At 47.3% G+C, this 21,973-nt stretch carries 19 protein-coding genes; 13 read left to right on the top strand and 6 right to left on the bottom strand.

The window, feature by feature from the left end:
• Nucleotides 1-43: 43 nt before the first annotated feature.
• The 5 genes from ABD744_RS11975 to parC all read left to right on the top strand — a co-directional run bounded on the left by ABD744_RS11975 (nucleotide 44) and on the right by parC (nucleotide 7,799).
• Nucleotides 44-445, top strand: a complete 402-nt coding sequence (locus ABD744_RS11975; RefSeq protein ID WP_344798739.1) for a response regulator — start codon at nucleotides 44-46, stop codon at nucleotides 443-445.
• Between the two features lie 140 nt (nucleotides 446-585).
• On the top strand, nucleotides 586-2,538 hold the full coding sequence (locus ABD744_RS11980; protein WP_344798740.1) for a sensor histidine kinase: 1,953 nt from the start codon (nucleotides 586-588) through the stop codon (nucleotides 2,536-2,538).
• A 96-nt stretch (nucleotides 2,539-2,634) separates the two neighbouring features.
• Nucleotides 2,635-2,895: a hypothetical protein gene (locus tag ABD744_RS11985; protein WP_344798741.1), complete on the top strand. Its 261-nt coding sequence runs from the start codon at nucleotides 2,635-2,637 to the stop codon at nucleotides 2,893-2,895.
• Nucleotides 2,896-3,173: 278 nt separating this feature from the next.
• Nucleotides 3,174-5,534, top strand: coding sequence for an efflux RND transporter permease subunit (locus ABD744_RS11990; RefSeq protein ID WP_344798742.1), 2,361 nt, complete (start codon nucleotides 3,174-3,176; stop codon nucleotides 5,532-5,534).
• Nucleotides 5,535-5,537: 3 nt separating this feature from the next.
• On the top strand, nucleotides 5,538-7,799 hold the full coding sequence (gene parC / locus ABD744_RS11995) for a DNA topoisomerase IV subunit A (RefSeq protein WP_344798743.1): 2,262 nt from the start codon (nucleotides 5,538-5,540) through the stop codon (nucleotides 7,797-7,799).
• Between the two features lie 99 nt (nucleotides 7,800-7,898).
• Here the strand turns inward: parC and ABD744_RS12000 are convergent, their stop codons facing one another.
• The 4 genes from ABD744_RS12000 to ABD744_RS12015 all read right to left on the bottom strand — a co-directional run bounded on the left by ABD744_RS12000 (nucleotide 7,899) and on the right by ABD744_RS12015 (nucleotide 11,987).
• Nucleotides 7,899-8,657 (bottom strand): amino acid ABC transporter ATP-binding protein, encoded by a 759-nt coding sequence (locus ABD744_RS12000; RefSeq protein ID WP_344798744.1) that lies wholly within the window; start codon nucleotides 8,655-8,657, stop codon nucleotides 7,899-7,901.
• A gap of 20 nt (nucleotides 8,658-8,677) precedes the next feature.
• Complete coding sequence (locus tag ABD744_RS12005; protein WP_344798745.1) at nucleotides 8,678-9,757, bottom strand: amino acid ABC transporter permease; 1,080 nt, start codon at nucleotides 9,755-9,757, stop codon at nucleotides 8,678-8,680.
• Between the two features lie 10 nt (nucleotides 9,758-9,767).
• On the bottom strand, nucleotides 9,768-10,943 hold the full coding sequence (locus ABD744_RS12010) for an amino acid ABC transporter permease (RefSeq protein WP_344798746.1): 1,176 nt from the start codon (nucleotides 10,941-10,943) through the stop codon (nucleotides 9,768-9,770).
• Nucleotides 10,944-11,012: 69 nt separating this feature from the next.
• Nucleotides 11,013-11,987, bottom strand: coding sequence for an amino acid ABC transporter substrate-binding protein (locus tag ABD744_RS12015; RefSeq protein ID WP_344799615.1), 975 nt, complete (start codon nucleotides 11,985-11,987; stop codon nucleotides 11,013-11,015).
• A 268-nt stretch (nucleotides 11,988-12,255) separates the two neighbouring features.
• Between ABD744_RS12015 and ABD744_RS12020 the strand changes: the two genes are divergently transcribed.
• A complete protein-coding gene (locus ABD744_RS12020; RefSeq protein ID WP_344799616.1) occupies nucleotides 12,256-12,849 on the top strand; it encodes a DTW domain-containing protein in 594 nt (197 codons plus the stop codon).
• Nucleotides 12,850-12,922: 73 nt separating this feature from the next.
• On the opposite strand, the gene rsmD is transcribed toward ABD744_RS12020, so the two are convergent.
• Complete coding sequence (gene rsmD, locus ABD744_RS12025) at nucleotides 12,923-13,543, bottom strand: 16S rRNA (guanine(966)-N(2))-methyltransferase RsmD (protein WP_344798747.1); 621 nt, start codon at nucleotides 13,541-13,543, stop codon at nucleotides 12,923-12,925.
• A 324-nt stretch (nucleotides 13,544-13,867) separates the two neighbouring features.
• Between rsmD and ftsY the strand changes: the two genes are divergently transcribed.
• From ftsY to trmB, 6 genes are all read left to right on the top strand, one after another.
• On the top strand, nucleotides 13,868-14,947 hold the full coding sequence (gene ftsY, locus ABD744_RS12030; protein ID WP_344798748.1) for a signal recognition particle-docking protein FtsY: 1,080 nt from the start codon (nucleotides 13,868-13,870) through the stop codon (nucleotides 14,945-14,947).
• A 13-nt stretch (nucleotides 14,948-14,960) separates the two neighbouring features.
• Nucleotides 14,961-15,620 carry a cell division ATP-binding protein FtsE gene (gene ftsE, locus ABD744_RS12035; protein WP_344798749.1) on the top strand — a complete coding sequence of 220 codons (660 nt, stop codon included), beginning with the start codon at nucleotides 14,961-14,963 and terminating at the stop codon, nucleotides 15,618-15,620.
• 4 nt (nucleotides 15,621-15,624) lie between these two features.
• Nucleotides 15,625-16,719 (top strand): permease-like cell division protein FtsX, encoded by a 1,095-nt coding sequence (ftsX, locus tag ABD744_RS12040; RefSeq protein WP_344798750.1) that lies wholly within the window; start codon nucleotides 15,625-15,627, stop codon nucleotides 16,717-16,719.
• A gap of 149 nt (nucleotides 16,720-16,868) precedes the next feature.
• A complete protein-coding gene (rpoH, locus tag ABD744_RS12045) occupies nucleotides 16,869-17,729 on the top strand; it encodes an RNA polymerase sigma factor RpoH (RefSeq protein WP_344798751.1) in 861 nt (286 codons plus the stop codon).
• A 99-nt stretch (nucleotides 17,730-17,828) separates the two neighbouring features.
• On the top strand, nucleotides 17,829-18,263 hold the full coding sequence (locus ABD744_RS12050) for a DUF423 domain-containing protein (protein ID WP_344798752.1): 435 nt from the start codon (nucleotides 17,829-17,831) through the stop codon (nucleotides 18,261-18,263).
• Nucleotides 18,264-18,297: 34 nt separating this feature from the next.
• On the top strand, nucleotides 18,298-18,990 hold the full coding sequence (gene trmB, locus ABD744_RS12055) for a tRNA (guanosine(46)-N7)-methyltransferase TrmB (protein ID WP_344798753.1): 693 nt from the start codon (nucleotides 18,298-18,300) through the stop codon (nucleotides 18,988-18,990).
• Between the two features lie 4 nt (nucleotides 18,991-18,994).
• Here trmB and hemW read toward each other — a convergent pair whose 3' ends face one another.
• The gene (gene hemW, locus ABD744_RS12060; protein WP_344798754.1) at nucleotides 18,995-20,137 is read right to left on the bottom strand and encodes a radical SAM family heme chaperone HemW; all 1,143 of its coding nucleotides are present in this window, start codon (nucleotides 20,135-20,137) and stop codon (nucleotides 18,995-18,997) included.
• A 196-nt stretch (nucleotides 20,138-20,333) separates the two neighbouring features.
• Between hemW and ABD744_RS12065 the strand changes: the two genes are divergently transcribed.
• Nucleotides 20,334-21,965 (top strand): methyl-accepting chemotaxis protein, encoded by a 1,632-nt coding sequence (locus ABD744_RS12065; protein WP_344798755.1) that lies wholly within the window; start codon nucleotides 20,334-20,336, stop codon nucleotides 21,963-21,965.
• Nucleotides 21,966-21,973 lie beyond the last annotated feature (8 nt).

The following is a 21,973-nucleotide window of genomic DNA, read 5'->3' on the forward strand; positions in this document are numbered from 1 at the left end:
ATAGTTTAACAGATTGGGTTGCTTTTTGGATAAGGCGGGCATAGTGGCTAAAGAGTATATTTTATGTGTGGACGATGATCGTACCATACTAATGAGTTTAAAAGCGCAGTTGAGGCACCTCTTTGGCACGGCTTATTGTTATGAGGTGGCTCAAAGTGCCGCCGAAGCGTGGGAAATCATTGACGAGATTTATGACGATGGCGATCACATAGCCATTGTTATTTCGGATTGGCTGATGCCAGAAATGAAAGGCGATGAGTTTTTGATTGGTGTTCATCAAAAACACCCTGATATTGTAAAAATCATGCTGACCGGGCAAGCAGACCCTGATGCAGTTCAGCGCACCGAAGAGCAAGCCAATCTGGAGTGTTGCCTGTCTAAGCCCTGGACGTTGGACGAGTTAAAAGCTGCGATTCCAGGTACAGACATTCGAAAGATTTCCTGATGTTTTTCTTTGTTAGGGCGAATCAGGCAGCCCAGAAAGGGCTCTTATACTAGTTGTATACTACTTGGTCTGATTACTTAGGTTAAACTAAAAATACCTGCTAGGATGGTCTAAAAATAATAATGCAGTGACAGGAACTTATGGACGTTCACGGGCTAGGGTTTAAAGCACAATACGGTATTCGGTGGCGATTTGCATTTGCCATGATTGTATTGGTGTTAGCCGTATTGGCTTTGCTGACCTATTTCCAGATTTCCAGCCAACGCCAGGTGTTGCAGTCCGAATTACAGCAACGAATGTCTTTGATGCAGGATAACCTTCATCATCGGGCCATTTCGGTGGCTGACCAACTGAAACGCCGCTCAGAGGATGACATTGCCTCTTATAATCTTTTCTATTTATCCAATGAATTAAAGCGTTACGTACAAAATACCCCTGAGCTGAAGTATGTGGTGTTGCTTAATAAAGAGAATAAGGTGGTTCTTCACAGTTTGGACCCCACCTTACAGCAAAAGTATTATTCCCCCGCGCCGAATTACAAACATCAGAAAGTGGTGCTGAATGCTTTGTACGCGAACGTTGAGAACGATGATGTGGTGGCTTCAAACACCATTGAAGCCAGTACCGAGCTATTAGAATATGAAGTGCCTGTCAACATAGGGTCAACGCCTTGGGGGCGGTTGATCTTGGCTTACTCGCTTCAGAATTTAAGGGATGAGATTGCTCGTTCGCAGCAGGACATTGAAGAAACCATCAAAAGCGAAACCCTGAAGACTTTAGTGATTGTATTTATTGTGTTGATCGTGACGTATTTAGTGATCTCACAGCTGTCTCAGAGGTTGAGCGCGCCCTTGATTCAGTTATCAAAGTTGTCGAAACAAGTGGCCCAGGGGGACTTCTCGATCAGCCAGCACATTCGTACCAAAAGCAAGGATGAAGTGGGCGTATTGGCCAATAACTTTGCCGATATGGCGGCTAAGCTGCAAAGCAGTTATGCAGAACTGGAAGAGTACAATGCAACGCTTGAACGTCGGGTTGCCCAACGAACCAAAGCGCTCAACGATAAAAATGAAGAGCTGGAGAATGCGCTGTACGAACTGGAAGAAAGTCAGCAGCAGCTGATTCAATCTGAAAAGATGGCGGCTTTGGGGCAGTTGGTGGCCAGTATCGCGCACGAAGTGAATACTCCGCTGGGTGCGATTCAGGCTTCAGTGGGTAATGCTGAAAACGGTTATATAGCATTTATACAAAACATTGATCGGTTCGTTGCCTTATCCTCCGCCGAAGAAAAACAGTTTTTTGTAAAGTTGGTGTCTTGTGCTCACGTAGAGCCCGGCTTGACCACGCGGGAAGAACGAAAAATTCGCAGAAAAGTGCTGAATTTTCTGGAAGAAGCCGGCGTGGAAGATGCGGAAACCATGTCGGAAACGCTTGCGGAAATGGGGATTGTTGAACAGTTGCCAGAGTTTTTACCGATGCTCCGTTCTCCCTCGTGCATGTCTATTATTAAGCAGGCCAATGAACTGTTCAGTGTTCGAAGTAGCCTGGATACGATTCATACGGCCACCTCAAAAGCCTCAAAAGTGGTGTTTGCTCTCAAGCAGTTTGCCCATAAAGACAGTTCTGGTGAAAAAATTCCGGCGGACATTAATCAGGGCATTAACACGGTTCTGGTACTGTATCGTGGTTTGCTGAAACATGGCTGCAAAGTGGTTAAGGATTTTAAGGAATTACCGGCGGTGATTTGTCATCCGGATGAAATCAATCAGGTGTGGACGAACCTGATTCATAATGCGCTCCAGGCGATGGATAACCGGGGGGTATTGAGGTTGGCTTCCTGTGTGGAGCAGGATGAGACCGGCAAGCCTTATGTGGTTGTCAGTATCACGGATAATGGCCCAGGTATTCCTGATACTTTGAAAAACAAGGTTTGGGAAACCTTCTTTACGACTAAACCGGCCGGTGAAGGCAGTGGCCTGGGTTTGGGGATATGCAAACGGATCATTGATAAACATCACGGAGAGATGAGTTTTGAAAGTGTACCAGGCTGCACCATTTTTACCGTAAAGCTGCCAGTCGAGCCTCTTGTTTAGCGGGCTTTCATGGCTAGAACACGTCATTGGGCCACGCTTGTCTTATACTGAATAGAAGATAAGAGTGAAAACTTGGCTGGTTGAGCAGGTGGATGTATGCATAATGATGCAAAACAAGACATAGATGCCTTGGTCGAAATGGCCGCTGAGACCGTGACGGATGTGACGGAAAAGTACAATACGGATCAGCAATTGGTCATGGAGCGATTGCTTAAAAAAATAGGTTACCTGGCTGGCCTTGGCGGGTTTGACCTGATGGAGTTGGAAGCCAGCCTGGGGGATGGTTTTCAACAAGGTGAAATGCGAATTTTGACTGAGCTGGATGCTTTGTTCAGTATTGATGATTCGGATAATTAACGTTTGTTTCCGCTTTTGAGTGCAGGCGCTGTTGCGATGTTGAGGGCAGTGGTATGCTTTTTTCGGTCAGATCTAACAGGTTGTTAATTTCCTATCTGCGTTGCCCTAACGGCGTTAAAATTAGGCTCAAAATGCTCATTTATGATTATAAATTCCGCGTTTTCGCCTGATTTTGCCTTGTTAGTCCTACCTTGATAACGAAACTCAACAGCCTGTTAAAGAAATCCAATAACAATAAAAAAGCTTTCAGTTGATCGGAGCGAATCAGGGGCATCATTGTGTTTGATCCATATCTAGAACGTATAGCACGTCACCATAAAATCGTAGTGATGATTGCTTTATTTATCAGTGTACTTTTGACTGCGGGCATTGGTCGTTTGGGGTTAAGCTCTGATTTTCGGGTGTACTTCAGCGAGGATAATCCCCAGCTCAAAACGTTCGACGCATTGGAAGATCAGTTTTCCAAATTGGACAATCTTTGGGTGTTCGTGGAAACCCAAACCTCTGACTTTTATACCCCTTCCCGATTGGCCATTTTAGAGCGCATGACTAACGATGCATGGCAGCTGCCGCACGTTATTCGGGTGTCGTCGGTGACCAATTACCAACACACCCGAGTGGTAGAAGATGAGCTGTGGGTGGATTTTCTGGTGGAAGACGCTGAGTCGTTGAGTGAAGAAGCGCTTCAAACCATCCGTAGAGTCGTCAACCAGGAACCGTCACTCACAAACAATGTAATGAGTCCCGATGGGCAAGCATCTTTGGTGCAACTGAGGCTGGCTTTGCCGGATGAAGGGCAGGGACGAATCATTGCCGGCCAGGAAACTTTGTCCGCAGCGCGCGCGTTAGTGGCGGCGTACCGAGCACAATACTCCGATGTGAACTTCCTATTGGCTGGCTCGGTGGCGTCCAACGTGACTATGCAGGAAGCTGTGGCCCAGGATTTACAATCACTGGCCATCTTCAGTTATCTCATGCTGTTGCTGTTGTTGTGGATTTTATTGCGAAGCGTTTTTGCGATGATGATTGCGCTTGGGGTGATCTCCATGTCATCGCTGGGGACACTGGGTTTCTTCGGTTGGTTGGGGTTGACGTTGACTCCGGTGGCCGGGTTTGTTTTGACTGCCATCATGACGCTGGCTATTGCTGATTCGGTGCATATTTTGGTCAGCTATTTTCAGCAGTTGTCTGCGGGAAAAGACAAACACAGCGCGATTAAGGAAAGTCTCCGTATTAATGTAGGCCCGGTATTTGTCACCAGCCTGACCACCATCATTGGTGTGTTGTGCCTGAACACCAGTGATTCCCCGCCATATCAAGATTTGGGCAACATGATTGCTGTGGGGGTGTTCTTGGCGTGGTTATTATCGATGACTCTGACGCCGGCATTATTGTTTTGGTTAAATCCTCCGAAGGCCATGGTAGATCAACCCGCTGAATCTCTGACGGCTCAGCAACGCTGGTTATTACGCGTGGCTGAACAAGTGATAGCACGGCCTAAACGTTGGTTTGTGATCATGGGGTCGGTGGTATTGGTACTTTGTTTTTGCGTATCTTTAAATAAACTCAGTGAAAGCTGGCATGAGTTTTATGATGATACGTTTGAAGTTCGCCAAGCGGTGGATCGCATTAATGAGACGATCAGTGGTAATAACCTGATGGAGTTCAGCCTTGACTCCGGGACGTCGGATGGTATCTATGATCCTTCGTATATGAAGCGCTTGGCCGAGTTTACCGATTGGCTAAGGAACGAGCCGGGCGTGGCTCATGTGTACTCCATGTCGGATGTGGCCAAACGGCTTAACCGGGATTTAAATCAAGGCGATCAGGCGTCTTATCGGATAGCTGATTCCAGAGAAATGATTGCCCAGCAATTCCTGCTTTATGAATTGTCATTACCCATGGGGTTAGGACTTGAAGATTCGATTGATATAGATAGGTCGGCCACTCGGGTTGGGGTAACGCTGAAGAAAATGCCTTCCGGGGATATCATCGCTATTCAGCAAAACGCTCATCAATGGTTGGTTGAGCATGCGCCTGAGTTGGTGGAGACTCAGGGCACAAGCTACGCCGTTATTTTTTCATACATCGTACATCGAAATGTGATCAGCCTGGTGATAGGCACCATGATGGCGATGCTGGTGATTTGCCTGATTCTGATTGTGACATTACGGTCCGTGAAATTGGGGCTGCTGAGCTTGATTCCTAATGTGGCGCCCGCTGCCTTGGCTTATGGTATTTGGGGGATAACTGAAGGCTACATTGATACTGCAGTGGCGGTGGTGATGTGTATCAGTCTGGGGGTGGTGGTGGATGATACCGTTCATTTTATGAGTAAGTATCTAAGAGCACGACGGGAGCATGGCATGAGTGCGGTAGATGCCATTCGTTATGCCTTTAAAACCGTGGGGGTGGCGTTGGCCATTACCACGGTCACTTTGGTGGCGGGCTTTGCGGTGATGCTGTTTTCGCACTTTACCCCGAGCGTGGCTACAGGGGCATTAATGTCTTTAACCTTAGGGTTGGCATTGGTGGTCGATTTTCTGTTCCTGCCTGCGTTACTATTATTGTTTGATGCCAAGACCGAATACGGTTATGTTGGTTCGCGTCAAAATCTATTTAACACATCTACAAGGTAGTACATGACTGACCCGATTAACTTTACTGACGAAGGTGTTGAACGGCTTTCGTTAAGCGAATATACCGAGAAAGCTTATCTCGACTATTCCATGTACGTCATTCTCGATCGTGCGTTACCCCACATTGGCGATGGCCTGAAACCCGTGCAGCGGCGTATTGTTTATGCCATGTCTGAACTGGGTCTGAAAGCCAGTGCCAAATACAAAAAATCCGCTCGTACGGTGGGTGATGTGTTGGGTAAGTTTCACCCTCATGGTGACAGTGCCTGTTATGAAGCCATGGTTTTAATGGCGCAACCGTTTTCTTATCGTTATCCGCTGGTGGACGGTCAGGGTAACTGGGGCTCAGCAGACGATCCTAAATCGTTTGCGGCCATGCGATATACCGAATCAAAACTGGCCAAGTATTCGGAAGTTTTGTTGTCGGAGCTGGGGCAAGGTACCGTTGATATGGTGCCTAACTTTGATGGCACCCTGGAAGAGCCTTCGACTTTGCCTGCGCGCTTACCGAATGTGTTGCTAAACGGTTCTATGGGGATTGCCGTGGGGATGTCAACGGACATTCCGCCTCATAACTTGCGTGAAGTCACCAGTGCCTGTATTCGGTTGCTGGATGATCCGAACACAACCGTCGAGCAAGTCTGTGAAAACATCCAGGGTCCGGATTATCCTACAGACGCTGAAATCATTACGCCGAAAGCGGATTTGATTAAGTTGTATGAACAAGGCCGTGGCTCGATCAAAATGCGCGCGACCTATCTGGAAGAAGACGGTGATGTGATTGTGACTGCGCTGCCACATCAGACGTCCGGTGCGAAGGTTTTAGAGCAAATTGCGGCTCAGATGCAGGCCAAAAAATTGCCTTTGGTGGCGGATTTACGAGATGAGTCGGATCACGAAAATCCGACTCGGTTGGTGATTGTTCCCCGCTCTAATCGGGTGGATGTGGAGCAGTTGATGGCGCACCTGTTTGCAACCACTGACCTTGAGAAAAGCTATCGGGTCAACATGAACATGGTAGGCCTGAATGGTCTGCCGAAGGTTCGTAATATTCAGGAAATTCTGACCGAGTGGTTGGAGTATCGCCGCCAGACGGTAACCCGCCGTCTTGAATATCGTTTGGATAAGGTTAATAAACGCTTACATATCCTTGAGGGTTTGTTGGTTGCCTTTCTGAACATTGATGAAGTCATTGAAATCATTCGTACCGAAGAGAAACCAAAGCCGGTTCTGATGGAACGCTTCGGGATTTCTGACATTCAGGCCGAGGCCATTTTAGAATTGAAACTTCGTCACTTGGCCAAGCTCGAGGAGATGAAGATTCGCGGTGAGCAGGATGAGTTGAGCGCAGAACGTGATGTGCTTGAAAAAATCCTGAAATCACCGGCCCGTATGCGTAATCTGATTAAGAAAGAATTGTTGGCCGACGCAGAAACCTACGGCGATGATCGACGCTCACCAATTGTTGCTCGCTCAGAAGCCAAAGCGATGACGGAAGCCGATTTGGCCACATCCGAGCCGGTAACGGTTGTGCTTTCCAAAAAGGGTTGGATTCGTGCTGCCAAAGGCCATGAAGTGGACGCAGAAGGGTTAAGCTATAAGTCGGGTGATGCATTTGATCTGGCGGTTCGCGGTAAAAGTAATCAACAAGTGACGTTATTGTCTTCTTCCGGTCGGGCGTTTTCGATTCCGGCACATACTCTGCCTTCAGCCAGGGGACAGGGTGAGCCTGTCACGGGTCGAATCAACCTGGATGCAAGTGATGGCATTGCCGCCGCTTATATGGGCAGCGATGATCAGCTTTTGGTTTTGGCGAGTGACGCCGGTTATGGCTTTGTTACTAAACTCGGCGATTTGTTCACCAAGAATAAGTCCGGTAAGGCGGCCATTACCTTGCCTGCCAATGCTCAAATTCTGCCGGTGTTAGAAACGGACTCAACAGAACAGGGGTTGTTGGCTGCAGTGACCAACGAGGGGCGTCTGCTGGTGTTCCCACTGGCTGATTTGCCTGTGTTAAGTAAAGGCAAAGGAAATAAGATCATTAATATTCCTGCCGCCAGGGCAAAAGACCGGGAAGAGCTGGTGGTGTCTTTAGCGGTACTTGCTGAGAGCGATGCATTGATGATTACCTCCGGAAAACGCACGCTGACTCTTAAAGCCGCTGATCTTGAGCATTATCATGGTGAGCGGGGCCGTCGTGGTAATAAGTTACCGAGAGGGTTCCAAAAAGTTGATCAGATTGAAGCGCTGTCGACAGAGATTTAGTTGAAGTCTGTTCATAGGTACCCGCAAAAAAGGCTTCGTTATGAAGCCTTTTTTGTGAATGCTGAACGCTTTAAACGTTTTGCTCTAAGTGTGCTTGGTTTAGTTATGAAGAATCTGACTTAAGAACAGCTTAGTACGTTCGGATTGAGGGTTGTCGAAGAATTCATGTGGATTGTTTTCTTCAATGATCTCGCCTGCATCCATAAAGATCACACGATCCGCCACCTTTTTAGCGAAGCCCATTTCGTGGGTGACGCACAACATGGTCATGCCTTCGTCGGCTAATTCCACCATCACGTCCAATACTTCTTTGATCATTTCAGGGTCAAGCGCAGACGTGGGCTCATCGAACAACATGATGTTTGGGTTCATGCACAGGCTTCGTGCAATCGCCACTCGCTGTTGCTGACCGCCGGACAGTTGGCCTGGGTACTTCAATGCCTGATCCGGAATCTTAACGCGTTCCAGAAACTTCATTGCGGTCGCTTCGGCCTCTTTTCTTGGCTGCTTCTTAACCCACTGAGGGGCCAGACAGCAGTTATCAAGAACCGTCAGGTGCGGGAACAAGTTGAAGTGCTGGAACACCATGCCTACATCTTTACGAATGGCATCGATGTTTCTGACGTCATTGTTCAGGGGTGTGCCTTCAATGGTGATGTCGCCTTTCTGGTGCGACTCCAGACGGTTCAGGCAGCGAATCATAGTAGACTTGCCGGAGCCTGACGGGCCACAGATGACAATACGTTCACCTTTGCGAACCTGAAGGTTGATGTCTCTTAGTACGTGAAAGTCATCGTACCACTTGTTTACATTTTTCAGTTCAATTTCAATTTCGTCTTTAATATGAGATTGATTCATAGTGTTTCTCACAAATTCTGTTAACGATGCCCGGTGTGGAGCTTCTGTTCAATGTGCTGGCTGTAACGAGACATGCTGAAGCAGAACATCCAATAAATAAGTGCAGCAAACAAGTAGCCTTCCGTTGCAAAACCGAGCCACTCAGGATCGTTCAACGCCGCTTTCATGATGCCGGACAGTTCGAATAAACCAATGATCAGGATCAGACTGGTGTCTTTGAATAAGGCAATGAAGGTATTTACGATGCCAGGAATCACCAATTTGAGTGCTTGAGGTAAAATCACCAACGCCATTTTCTGAAAGTAATTCAAGCCTAAAGCGTCGGCTGCTTCGTACTGGCCTTTCGGAATGGCCTGCAAGCCGCCACGAATCACTTCTGCCATGTACGCTGACTGGAACAAGGTGATACCAATCATGGCTCGCATCAGCTTATCGAAGGTGACGCCTTCAGGCATGAACAACGGCAGCATGACCGAGGCCATGAATAAAATGGTGATCAAAGGCACACCGCGCATGACTTCAATAAAGCTGATGCAAATATAACGGATGATCGGCATCTCGGAACGTCTGCCCAAGGCAAGGATGATGCCTATCGGCAGAGACGCAATGATGCCAACCGTAGCAATAATCAGGGTCAGCATTAAACCGCCCCATTGCTCGGTGTCTACCTGAATCAAGCCGAAGATGTCGCCACCAAACAACCAGAATGCGATGACCGGATAACCCACCAGTAAGAAACCAATAATCCAGCCTTTACGTGGCGTTTTTTCAATGAATAAAGGAATCACCAGCGCCAGCAGAATTATGAATGCGAGGTTGACGCGCCATTGTTCTTCTGTGGGGTAAAAACCATACATAAACTGGTTCATGCGGGCATCAATGAATACCCAGCAAGCGCCGACGCCAGAACAGTCGTCTTTAGTTTGACCAGACCAGTCAGCGCTGAGAAAAGCCCAGTCCAACATGCCCGGCACGTATAACACCAAAAGGTAAGCAACCAGCAGGGTGAGCAGGCTATTGAACCAATTTGAGAATAAGTTCACCTGCGCCCAGCGTATAGGGTGCTTCGTAAATGGCGGTGAGTGAATAGGTTCTAACATGTGCCGCCTCCTATCGTTCAACCAGCGCCATGCGCTTGTTGTATATGTTCATGATGAGTGAAATGACCAGACTGATGGTTAAATAAACGGCCATCACCATAAAGATGATCTCAATTGCCTGACCTGACTGGTTGAGTGTGGTGCCAGCAAAAATGGCGACCAAATCCGGATAGCCAATCGCCGTTGCCAGTGACGAGTTTTTCACCAGGTTCAGATATTGGCTGGTTAAAGGTGGAATGATCACCCGCATCGCCTGAGGAATGACCACCAAACGCAACATTTGGTTATTCTTTAAACCCAATGCCCGTGATGCTTCAAGTTGACCTTTTGGTACCGATTGCAGGCCTGCTCGCACGATTTCGGCAATGAACGCCGCCGTGTAGATGACCAACGCCAGCAATAATGCTGTGAACTCTGGCAGGATGGTGATGCCGCCTTTAAAGTTAAAACCTTTCAGTGCAGGAACGTCCCAGGTTGTGGTGGTTCCTGATAACAGGTAAACGATACCCGGGATCAAAATCAGGGCTGCAAGCGCAGTATAAAATACCGGAAATTGCTGGCCTGTATCATCCTGGCGTTTATGAGCCCAGCGTCTTAAAAACCAAATGCCTACGAAGGTAAGGAAAATACTGGTGAGCACATAGCCGATGCCGTCACTGAATTGAGGGTTGGGAATGTATAGGCCTCGCACGTTTAAGAAGACCAGCTCTCCCCAGGACATGCTTTCACGGGGGTGAGGCATGACGCCAAGGACGGCAAAATACCAGAAGAAAATTTGAAGAAGCAGTGGAATGTTTCGGAAGGTTTCAATGTAGATGGCAGCCAGTTTTGAGATTAACCAGTTGTTTGATAGCCGGCCAATTCCCATCAGAAAGCCTAAGATGGTCGCAAAAAATATCCCGACCAGAGAAACCAATAACGTATTAAGAATACCAACAACGAAAGTTCGGCCATAAGTATGGGTCTCGTTGTATTCGATCAGAGACTGGATGATGCCAAAGCCGGCTTCCTGGTTCAAAAAACCAAAGCCGGTAGAAATTCCGCGAACTTCCAGATTGTTTAAGGTGTTGTTAATGATGAACGCAAAGAAAGCAATGATTGCTGCGAGCACAACGCCTTGAAATACTCGACCGCGAAAGACAGGGTCATTCCAAATCTTACTAGAGTCTTTTTGTGGAGTTGTCATAAGAAACTACTGTGTTGCTAAAAGTGAAATAAAAACGGGCCCCATAAAGGGACCCGTCGTGTCAGAGTTTTAGCGGATTGGCGGAGCGTAAAGGAAGCCACCTTTGTTCCAAAGAGCGTTGATGCCTCGTTGGATTTTCAGTGGGGAGCCTGTCCCTACGTTACGTTCAAAGGACTCGCCGTAGTTGCCCACTTGTTTCACGATTTTATAAGCCCAATCGTTGTTCAGTTTCAGTTTCGTGCCCAGTTCACCGGTAACACCCAAAAGACGCTGAATGTTCGGGTTGGTGGATTTGGTCATGTCGTCAACGTTAGCCTGGGATACACCCAATTCTTCTGCCGTGATCATGGCATTCAACGACCACTTAGCTACGTTGAACCACTCGTCATCGCCCTGGCGAACCACAGGGCCCAAAGGTTCTTTTGAAATGACTTCTGGTAATACTTCTGCATCGCTTGGGTTTTTCAGTTTAATGCGCAGTGCGTACAGCTGAGACTGGTCACTGGTTAATACGTCACAACGGCCGTTGTCGAACGCACTTGCCGTTTGGTCTGAGGTATCAAACGTGATTGGCTTGTAAGACATCTTGTTGGCACGGAAGTAGTCCGCTAAGTTAAGCTCGGTGGTGGTGCCCGCCTGAACACACACGGTTGCTCCGTCCAGTTCCAACGCACTTTTAACACCGATTTTCTTGCTGACCATGAAACCCTGACCGTCGTAATAATTAACACCGGCGAAGTTCAGACCCAAACCGGTATCACGGGTTAAAGTCCAGGTTGTGTTTCTGCTCAGTAGGTCAACTTCACCGGATTGCAATGCGGTGAATCGCTCTTTTGCAGTCAAGGGAACGTATTTAACTTTTGATGCATCGCCGAAAACTGCAGCAGCTACCGCTTTACAGGTATCAACGTCGATGCCTTTCCACTCGCCTTTGTCGTCCGTGTTTGAAAAGCCAGGAAGACCTGTACTTACGCCACAGTTCATAAAGCCTTTTGATTTTACGTCCGCTAAAGTGCCTGCTTGAGCAGTAGCCGCAACCAGCATAGAAGTTGAAACGATTGCTGTTGAAAGAATTTTTCTCACAGTGTGTGTCTCCCTGTTAAGGTCATTTTCCCGTTTTGTTTTTAAGGTTCAATTTCTGACTTAATAGTTAGCAAAAAGAGAACCAATTATTCTTGTCATTCTTTATATTTTTTAGTGCATGTAGCAGATTCGTCTCTTCTGCAACGTATGACAATCCCTATAATGTAGTGATTTCAAAGCGAAAGGCAAGGTAAATGACGATGAAACGGGATCAGAAATGCCTCAAATGATGGTTTATTGTTCGGGTTGCAGGTTATTGCTCGGAAATTGTATCTGTAAATTTCGGCCAAATTGCAAGACATCGAAGCATTGGCTGTTGCTGACGCACTCATCTGAGGCGAAGAAACGTAACAACAGCGGTTTTCATGCAAAAAAAATACTGGGAGAGCAGGTTTCGGTTCAATACTGGCAACGTAAACAAGAGCACGTCGTATATCAGTCAGAAGTCTTAAAAGATAAGTCTCCGGTGTTACTGTTTCCAAAAGCGTTTACGGCTGAAACGACGTTTGTGTCTGAGTCGTATTGTGAGCAATGGCGTGACCAGCCCGTGGTTGTTCTCGATGCGACCTGGCAACAGGCGAAAAAAATGTACCGTCAAAGCCCTTGGTTACAAAGCCTGGACGTTTGGTCGTTGCCTGAGACTCTGCCAGAAGTGTTGCCTGGCTTTCGTTATCAGCTCAGAAAAGGTCAGGCTGAGGGCGGGTGCTCGACCATCGAAGTGATAGCAAACGTCATGGCGATGTTGGATGAGCAAGACAGCGCACGAGCCATGTTAAGGTATTTTGACTTATTTCAGTCCGACAATAATGACCCAGGCAAGTAAGCTATTAAGGGGGCTAACAGTAGTAAGCAAGGAGGTTAATAGTAGGTAAGCAGGCGGTGCTGAGCTTCGGATCTCAGTCGCCTGAAACCCGCTCTATCAGGCCATAATGTGTCTGACCTGCTTTTTTTTGTTTTAACACATGCCAGCTGTCGGGTAAGGCTAATGATTCCAGAGTGCATTCGGATTCAATGTAAATCACACAGTGGTGTTTGAATATATCCAGCTTGTTCAACGCCGAGCAGCAGTCCTCCAGCAGACCTTTTCGGAACGGGGGATCGAGAAAGATTACATCAAAGCGATCACTTAATTGTGGTTGAGTGCCATCAAACCCTGTCAGTTGATACCTTGCTGAGTCGCACTTTAATAGGTTCAGTTGGTCTGCCAAGGTATTTCGAACCTGAACGTTCAGTTCGTTGATATGTACTTTTTTGGCGTGGCGGGATAACGCCTCAAAAGTTAAGGCCCCGCTTCCGGCAAACAGGTCAAGACAAGTGGCCCCTTCGATGTATGGTTGCAACCAGTTAAATGCGGTTTCACGAACCCGGTCTAAAGTGGGCCTCAGGCCTTCTGCCGGATAAAACGCCACTTTCCTGCTGCGCCATTCGCCACCAATGATTCGTAACTCGGAGGGTTTTTTGACGGTATCTTTTGTATTGCGTTTTGGGGCTTTATTGTGGGGTTTTCTTGGGGCCATGAACTTTCACTTAACAACGAATCAGAAATACAAAGTGGGTACTGTTATAGCGTATGTAAAAACCATATCAGCGGAAAAAGAACGATTATAACCAACCAAAGTTGTTTTGGCGTCAAATGAAACATGGATTTGGGTTTAGAACGTTTGGGTTCCGGCCATTGATTGCTCATAAGCTTCGATGTATTTCTTTTGAGTAAAAGGGAGAGTGCTTTCAGGCAATTCTATCGAATAATATTACATATTGCTTCTGTCATGTTAGGATAGTTCCTTTGATTCCGCCTGAGTTTTCGATCGGGTTGGTGTATGTTGATTGAGAAGATTTGAATGACCGAAGAGCAAAGCAAGAAAGGTTTTTTTAGCCGTTTCAAAAAGTCAGAAAACACAGCCGAACAATCATCAGAGTCGACGGCTGCAGAAAAGAGCCAGATCGGTGCTGCAGAGCCAACCGAGGTGTCGGATGCAGGGGCAGAAAAGAAACGTTTTCTAAGTCGAATGAAATCGGGGTTGTCTAAAACACGTCAGGCCATGTCGAGCGGCTTTGGAACCCTGTTGTTGGGTCGTCGTGAAATCGATGACGAATTGTTTGAAGATCTTGAAATGCAGCTGGTGGTGTCGGATGTGGGGGTCGATGCGACTCGCCAGGTGATTGGCAACCTTGAACAGCGCGTTGAACGTCAGGAAATGGCCGATGGTCAGGCGCTGGTGAGCGCGCTTCAACAAGAATTGACGAACATTCTTGAGCCTTGTCAGACACCGTTGGATGTTGATTCTGTCAAAGAAGGGCCGTTTGTTCTGTTGGTGGTTGGCGTCAACGGGGTGGGTAAAACCACGACCATTGGCAAAATGGCAAAATTCTATCAGCAGCAAGGCAAGAGTGTGATGTTGGCCGCCGGTGATACATTCCGTGCCGCTGCGGTTGAGCAGCTTCAAGTATGGGGCGAACGTAACGATGTGCCTGTAATTGCACAGCACACTGGGGCTGACAGCGCTTCGGTTATTTTTGATGCAGTGCAGGCTGCGAAAGCACGTAATACCGACATTATTATTGCAGACACAGCAGGTCGTCTTCATAACAAGAGCAACCTGATGGAAGAACTCTCGAAAGTTGTGCGTGTGATGCAAAAGCTGGATGTTACTGCACCGCATGAGGTTTTATTGGTCTTGGATGCTGCCACCGGTCAAAATGCGCTGAGTCAGGCGGAACACTTCAGAAAAGCTGTGGGTGTGACCGGGATTGCGCTGACTAAACTGGACGGCACCGCCAAAGGCGGCGTCATTTTCGCCATTGCCAAGCAACTGGGTTTGCCTATCCGGTTCATTGGGGTGGGTGAGCAGATTGATGACTTGCGTCCATTCCGTTCTGAAGACTTTGTTGAAGCTTTATTTGAAGACTTGGAAATTTAGATAACGCTTACCGATGATTAAATTCGAGCAGGTTACAAAGCGATACGACTCCGGGCAGGAAGCATTGAGTAATGTTTCCTTTCATATTAACCGGGGCGATATGGCATTTTTGACGGGCCACTCCGGTGCCGGCAAAAGTACGTTGCTGAAACTGATCATGCGCATGGAAACCCCGACCGTCGGCAATGTGATGATCGCCGGTCAAAACATCGCGCAACTGGACCGGAAGGACATCCCTTTTTACCGTCGCCATATTGGCGTGGTGTTTCAAAATCATCAGTTGCTGTTTGATCGCTCCGTGTTTGAAAATGTCGCATTGCCGATGCGAATCAGCGGCAGTAATGAGCTGGAAATCGGTAAGCGAGTGCGCGCTGCTTTGGATAAAGTGGGCTTACTTCATAAAGAAAAATCGAACCCGATCGCGCTGTCTACCGGTGAGCAACAACGGATTGGGATTGCCCGAGCGGTGGTCAATAAACCAGCGTTGTTACTTGCCGATGAACCGACCGGTAACTTGGACCCTGAGCTTTCGGAAGAAATCATGAACTTATTTCGTGATTTCCAACAAGTGGGTGTGACGGTTTTGATTGCCAGCCACGACCACGAGCTGATTCAGTCCATGTCTTTGCCGGTCATGACCTTAGCGTCGGGTGAATTGGTCAGTTTCGGGTGATGTTATGATCAGAGATTCAAAGCCAAAGCAGCCTTCGCCTAAATCCGGTGCGGTTCGTAAGGGGGCTACCTTAAAAGGTGGCTCGCAACCGCGTAAAGCGACTAAAAATGCAACCTCAGAGAAAACCAAACGCCCTAAAAAGCCGAAGCAGAAGTCGCTTAAATCCGCAAACGCGTCGAATGCTTCGGGGTTACTGAAACATCACCGGGATTGCATTCAATCCAGTCTTACCCGAATCCGGTTAACTAAGCTGGCCAGCCTGATGACCTCATCATTGGTGGCTGTCTCGCTGACCCTTCCCATGTTATTGCTGCTGGTGGTGTCCAATCTTCAGGTCTTGTCTGCGGGTTGGCAAAATCAGTTGTCCGTGTCGGTGTATCTGGACGTTGGTTTGAGTGACGCAAGTGTCGCTGGGGTTGAACGTGAAATCCAGCAAATGCCCGGGGTATCAAGTCAGGAATTAATTACTCCGGATCAGGGGTTGGCCGATTTTAAATCATTTGCCGGTTCCGATTTATTGTCTCTGTTCGATCAGAATCCATTACCGGCCGTCATTGAGGTGGTGCCGCTGGCAGAGCATCTCGAAAACCCTCAATTTGCATTGAATCAACTGGCGTTAAAGCTCAAAGCCATTGACGGGGTTGAAGATGTTGCCGTGGATTTGCAGTGGGTTGAGCGGTTATTGAATTATGTCAGTCTTGCGGAACGTTTTGCTTGGTTGGTGGGGTTCCTGCTGGCTTTGGCCGCCGTGCTTGCAATCAGTAACTCAATACGTCTGGAAATTGAAAACCGCCGGCAGGAAATTGTAGTGATTAAGTTGGTTGGTGGAACAGACAGTTTCATTCGCTTGCCTTTCCTCTATAGCGGCTTCTGGTATGGTGTTTTGGGTGCAGTGATTGCCTCCGTTTGTTTGATCTTGATCAGCGTCTGGTTATCGCCCATCGTCAGTGATTTATTATTTTTATATTCGTCCGACATTGATGTGGTTTATTTTGGCTTCTCCGATCTTCTCGGGTTGTTCAGTTTCTCTGTTCTGATCTCCGTGTTAGGGGCTTGGCTGGCTGTTTATCGTCATCTTGGAGAAATAGAGCCGGAATAAACTAAATTTGATCCTCTGTGCTTGAATAAGAAACCAAAACGGTTATATTAATTGCTGATTGGATCATCATTGGTGAACGGAAATTACCCTTGGAACTTTTTTCTGACAGTTAAGTCCAATCGATAGACATTAACAAATGTGGGAATTATATGAATACACAGTTACAAGCCGTAGATATAACGACACCGGGTGCCAACCTGGAAGCCTATATTTCCTCGGTGAGTGCAATTCCGGTTTTAACAATCGAAGAAGAGCGCAAGTTAGCTGAACGTCTACATTATGAAAACGATCTGGAAGCCGCGCGTCAATTGGTTATGTCGCACTTGCGTTTTGTTGTGCATATAGCAAGAAGCTATTCTGGATATGGTTTGTCGCAGGCTGATTTGATTCAGGAAGGCAACGTAGGTCTGATGAAGGCCGTCAAGCGATTCGACCCAACCGTGGGTGTTCGCCTTGTTTCTTTTGCGGTGCACTGGATCAAAGCCGAAATTCATGAATTTATTCTAAAGAACTGGCGCATTGTTAAAATTGCGACCACTAAGGCGCAGCGTAAGATGTTCTTTAATTTACGCAGTGCTAAAAAGAGCCTGTCGTGGTTCACGAACAAAGAAGTTGATGCGGTCGCCAAAGACATGGGGGTTGAACCTCGGGTGGTGCGCGAAATGGAAGGTCGCTTATCTTCGGTAGATACTTCTTTTGATGCGCCTGTTGATGCAGACGATGAGTCGGCACCAAACGCACCGGTTTATTTTCTGGAAGACAAAAGTGCAGACCCGGCTGCTTTACTGGAGCATTCGAATTGGGCAGAGAACGCCACAAACCGTTTGCATGAGGCTCTGGTACAACTGGATGAGCGCAGTCAGGATATTTTGATGCAGCGTTGGTTGAACGAAGAAAAAGCGACTTTGCATGACCTGGCTGAAAAATACGACGTTTCTGCTGAGCGTATTCGACAGCTTGAGAAAAATGCAATGAAGAAAATTAAATCAGCGATGGAGCAAGCGGCTTAATGCTTTTGTTACCACTCTGATCCGACAATGCAATGAAAACCGCTCTGTTGAGCGGTTTTTTTATGCCTGCTATTTGTCTTCGGGGGTTCGCCCCTTATAATGCGCACCACTGAATCGGAACAGGCATGCGTTTCCATGAATTATTTGATGATTTCGGCGATCAGTGGGTTTCTGGCGGTGTCGATGGGGGCGTTTGGGGCACATGCCTTGAAAACGCTGTTAACACCTGAGTATGTGGCGGTTTATCAAACGGCAGCGCATTATCACCTTACGCACAGTATTGTTTTGGCGTTGGTGGCGGTGTTGATGACCCGTTATCAGACGTTGAAGATATTGAAAGCGGCTGCCTGTTCGTTTTTGGTGGGAATCATCTTGTTTTCCGGCAGTTTGTACACACTGGCGGTGACCGGAGTGAAGCCTGTGGGGGCGATTACCCCGATTGGCGGTGTGGCATTGCTCATTGGTTGGGGATGCTTGGCGGCAGCAGGATTGAGAATTTCAAAATCATCGGTGGACGTCGGTGGTGAAAAATAAACATATCAACTTAGTTAATTTATTGGTGTATTGAATGTCAGATTCTGTTGAGCATAAGCGCTCTATTCGTAGTTTTGTAAAGCGAACGGGTCGTATGACCGAAGGGCAGCAACGCGCCATGGAAGAGCATTGGTCAGAGTTAGGGCTGACGCATCAGCAGGGCATGCTGGACATAGAAACGGTATTTGGCCGTAAGGCACCGTTGGTGCTGGAAGTGGGGTTTGGTAACGGTGATTCTTTGGTTGAGATGGCGGAGAAAGCGCCAGAAAAAGATTTTATTGGTATCGAAGTGCATGAGCCCGGCGTTGGACGCTTGATTAACGGTGTGGTGACGAAAGAGTTAACCAATTTGCGTGCTTATTGTCATGATGCGGTGGAAGTCTTTCAGGACTGCATCCCAGACGGAGCCATTGACCGTATGCAGTTGTTTTTTCCTGATCCGTGGCATAAAAAACGCCATAACAAACGCAGAATCGTTCAGCCTGAATTTGTTCAGCAAGTGCGCAGTAAATTAGTTGTCGGTGGCATTTGGCATATGGCTACCGACTGGGAACCTTACGCAGAACACATGATGGAAGTGATGTCCGCTGCCGAAGGTTTTAAAAATATTGCCGGTGAAGGAGGCTATGTTCCTCGCCCGGAAAGCCGTCCCTTGACCAAGTTTGAACAGCGCGGTGAACGTCTGGGTCATGGTGTTTGGGACTTGATGTTCGAACGTGTTGAGTAAGTTGTCAGCTTAGAAACCGCTCGAGCAGTTCATTCAGATACATACGCCCCTTCAAGGTGGGGCGTATTTTGGTGTCGACCTTTTCCAGTAATCCTTCCTTTATGGCTCTGTCCAACGGAGCGCTGATAGTACTTAATGGCAGGCCCGTCGTACTTTCTAATAAGCTTTCTTCAAAACCTTGAGTGAGACGCAAGGTATTCATTAAAAACTCCAAAGGAATGTCTTCCTGGTGGATTGGATCAACGGATGCAGTCAAAGATAGACGACGGGTGTCCAGATAATGATTGGGCTGCCTGACTTTGCGATAGCGAAACAATTCGCCATTTGCGAGTGTGATTTTTCCGTGCGCTCCGGCTCCCAGCGCAAGGTAGTCACCAAACTGCCAGTAATTGGTATTATGGCGGCTTTGTTTGCCGGGTTGGGCGTAAGCGGATACTTCGTATTGCTGAAATCCTGCATTGGCAATGAGTCGCTGTCCTTCATCAATAATGTCGCAAAGGGCATCTTCTTCCGGCAAAGGAGGTGGCTTGCTGAAGAATTCGGTGTTGGGTTCAATGGTCAGCTGGTACCAGGATAAATGGCTGGGTTTGAGCTTGATTGCGGTTTCTAAATCGAAACAGGCGTCTTCAATGGTTTGATTCGGCAAGCCGTGCATTAAATCAATATTGAAGTTGTCGAAACCGGCGCTTCTGAGCACATCCACAGCTGTTATGGCATTGGTGGCGGAATGTATTCTTCCCAAAGCAGTCAGCTTGTCGTCCTGAAAGCTCTGAACCCCTAATGATAACCGGTTGATGCCTGCTGAGCGGTACTCGCTGAAGCGACTTGCCTCGATAGCACCGGGGTTTGCTTCCATAGTGATTTCTGCGTCTGTGCGGAAGCTTAAATGTTGGTTAAGTTGTTCAAACAGTGTTTGATAGAAACGTCCGCTTAATAAACTGGGGGTGCCTCCTCCAATGAATACCGACTCGATGGGTCGGTTTTGCGCCCACGCCTTGTCGGCCTTTAAATCTTTGATCAGCTGCTCCAAATACGCTTGTTCCGGTATGGCTTCCTTGGTGGTTTGGTGTGAATTAAAGTCACAGTACGGGCACTTACGGATGCACCAGGGTGTATGTATATAAAGACTAAGGGGAGGCAGATTCATAGGATTTTATTGTAACGTTTGATTCCGAAAATTACTGATGTTAACCGACTTTATCTATAAAGATACTTTCTGGTTGGTTAAGATTTCAGGTGAAAGGCCGATAAGGAAGGTTTGCTATTTCTTCAATTTAAATATCAATAGCCCGGTTTGAGGTTTGGTATTTTAACAAAAAAATAAGTGGCCGGATAATAACAAAATGGCATGGTATTCTCGTTTAAGTATTCGTTGGAAATTACAACTCGGCTTTTTTGTCGTAACTATGTTTACTACCTTGTTCAATCGTTGGCTGGCGACCAAAGAACTGGATAAAGCAATTAATACAGCCGAGGAGTTCTTGGCCCCACAAGACTTAATTGATGCGCTGGTAGTACAGAAAGAAACCTACATTTTTAACTCCGTTTGGGAATCAGGCATTGAGTTCACCATTCAATTTGCTGTGATCGGGATCGTTGCCAGCATCTTTGTGCGACCGCTTCTGGAGCTTATTGAGAGCTTAAAGGCGGTTGGCAAAGGCGATTTAACCCAAACCATTGAAACACGCGCTGAAGATGAAATTGGCACATTGGTTCGTCACTTTAATGCGATGCTGAGCAAGCTCAACGAAGTGTTATCGAGTGTGGATGCCAGTTCTTCACACATGAAACAATCGGCTTATCAAATAGCCCTGGTCTCCCAGGAAATTGCAGAAATTGGTGAAAAGGAAAACGGTCATTTTGAAGATGTGGCGCAAGTCATTAAGGATCTGCACCAGATTTCAGAGGACGTTGAGTCCATTGCACGTCAATCCCATCAGAGAGCTACAATCGCTAAGGACTCGGCCGTACTTGGGGTTAAAAACCTGCGCGATAATATTCAGGAGCTGACGCATGTCAGCAGTGAAGTGGAGCAAGCGTCAGATAAAGTGCAACAGCTGGATCAGTCAGCAGATCAAATTACTAAAATCGTCGGCGGTATCCGGGAGATTGCTGAACAGACTAATTTATTAGCATTAAATGCTGCAATTGAGGCGGCAAGAGCCGGTGAACAGGGCCGGGGTTTTGCTGTCGTTGCTGATGAGGTGCGTGCGTTAGCAGAAAAAACAACGAACTCGTCCGGTGAGATTAATCAGATCATTGAAGCGTTTTCTGAACAAGTAACCGATGTCACTAAGACCATGGCGAAGGTCGCCACCCGAGTTAGAAATAATACCGTTTCTGCAGAAGACACCGCTCAACAAATTGCAGAGATGGAAACGGCTGCGTTATCTGCGGCTGAACAAGCGGAAGAAATCGAAGGGCACAGTGATCGCCAATTGAAAACCTTTACCAGCCTTGAATTGGCCATGGATAAACTATTGGGCGGCTTGCAGCAAAATACCTCCAAGGTATCCAACACTGCGAACATCGGTGAGTCGTTATATGAGTTGACCAATAAAATGTCGGCGATGCTTGAGGGCTTCAGTTTCTTAAATGTGGCTGATCTGGAGGCTTCGTCCAGTGAGGATGATCGCCGTCAGCATCCAAGAGCCAGTAGCAATCTATTGGTCCAAATTAACAGTAATAACCAGCTTACCGATGGTTTTTGTCAGGATGTCAGTTTATCGGGGATGCGGGTTTCAGTGGCGACAGAGCTTCAGGAAGGGCAACAGATTGAACTCCAAATGAGAATGCCGAGCAATAAACTGGAAGATTACAATCAACAGGAGCCGGTATGTTTGGTCGCTCAGGTGGCCCGGAAAATCATTACGGAACATGGACGCAATATCTACGGTTTGCAGTTTGCCGAGCTGGATCGATATCAAACCAGTCAGCTTAAACGTTGTGTCGACTTTTTTGGTGGCAGCCAATGATCTAAAAC

This window comes from Litoribacillus peritrichatus, from assembly GCF_039537985.1.
GTDB classification, from domain to species: Bacteria; Pseudomonadota; Gammaproteobacteria; order Pseudomonadales; family Litoribrevibacteraceae; genus Litoribacillus; species Litoribacillus peritrichatus.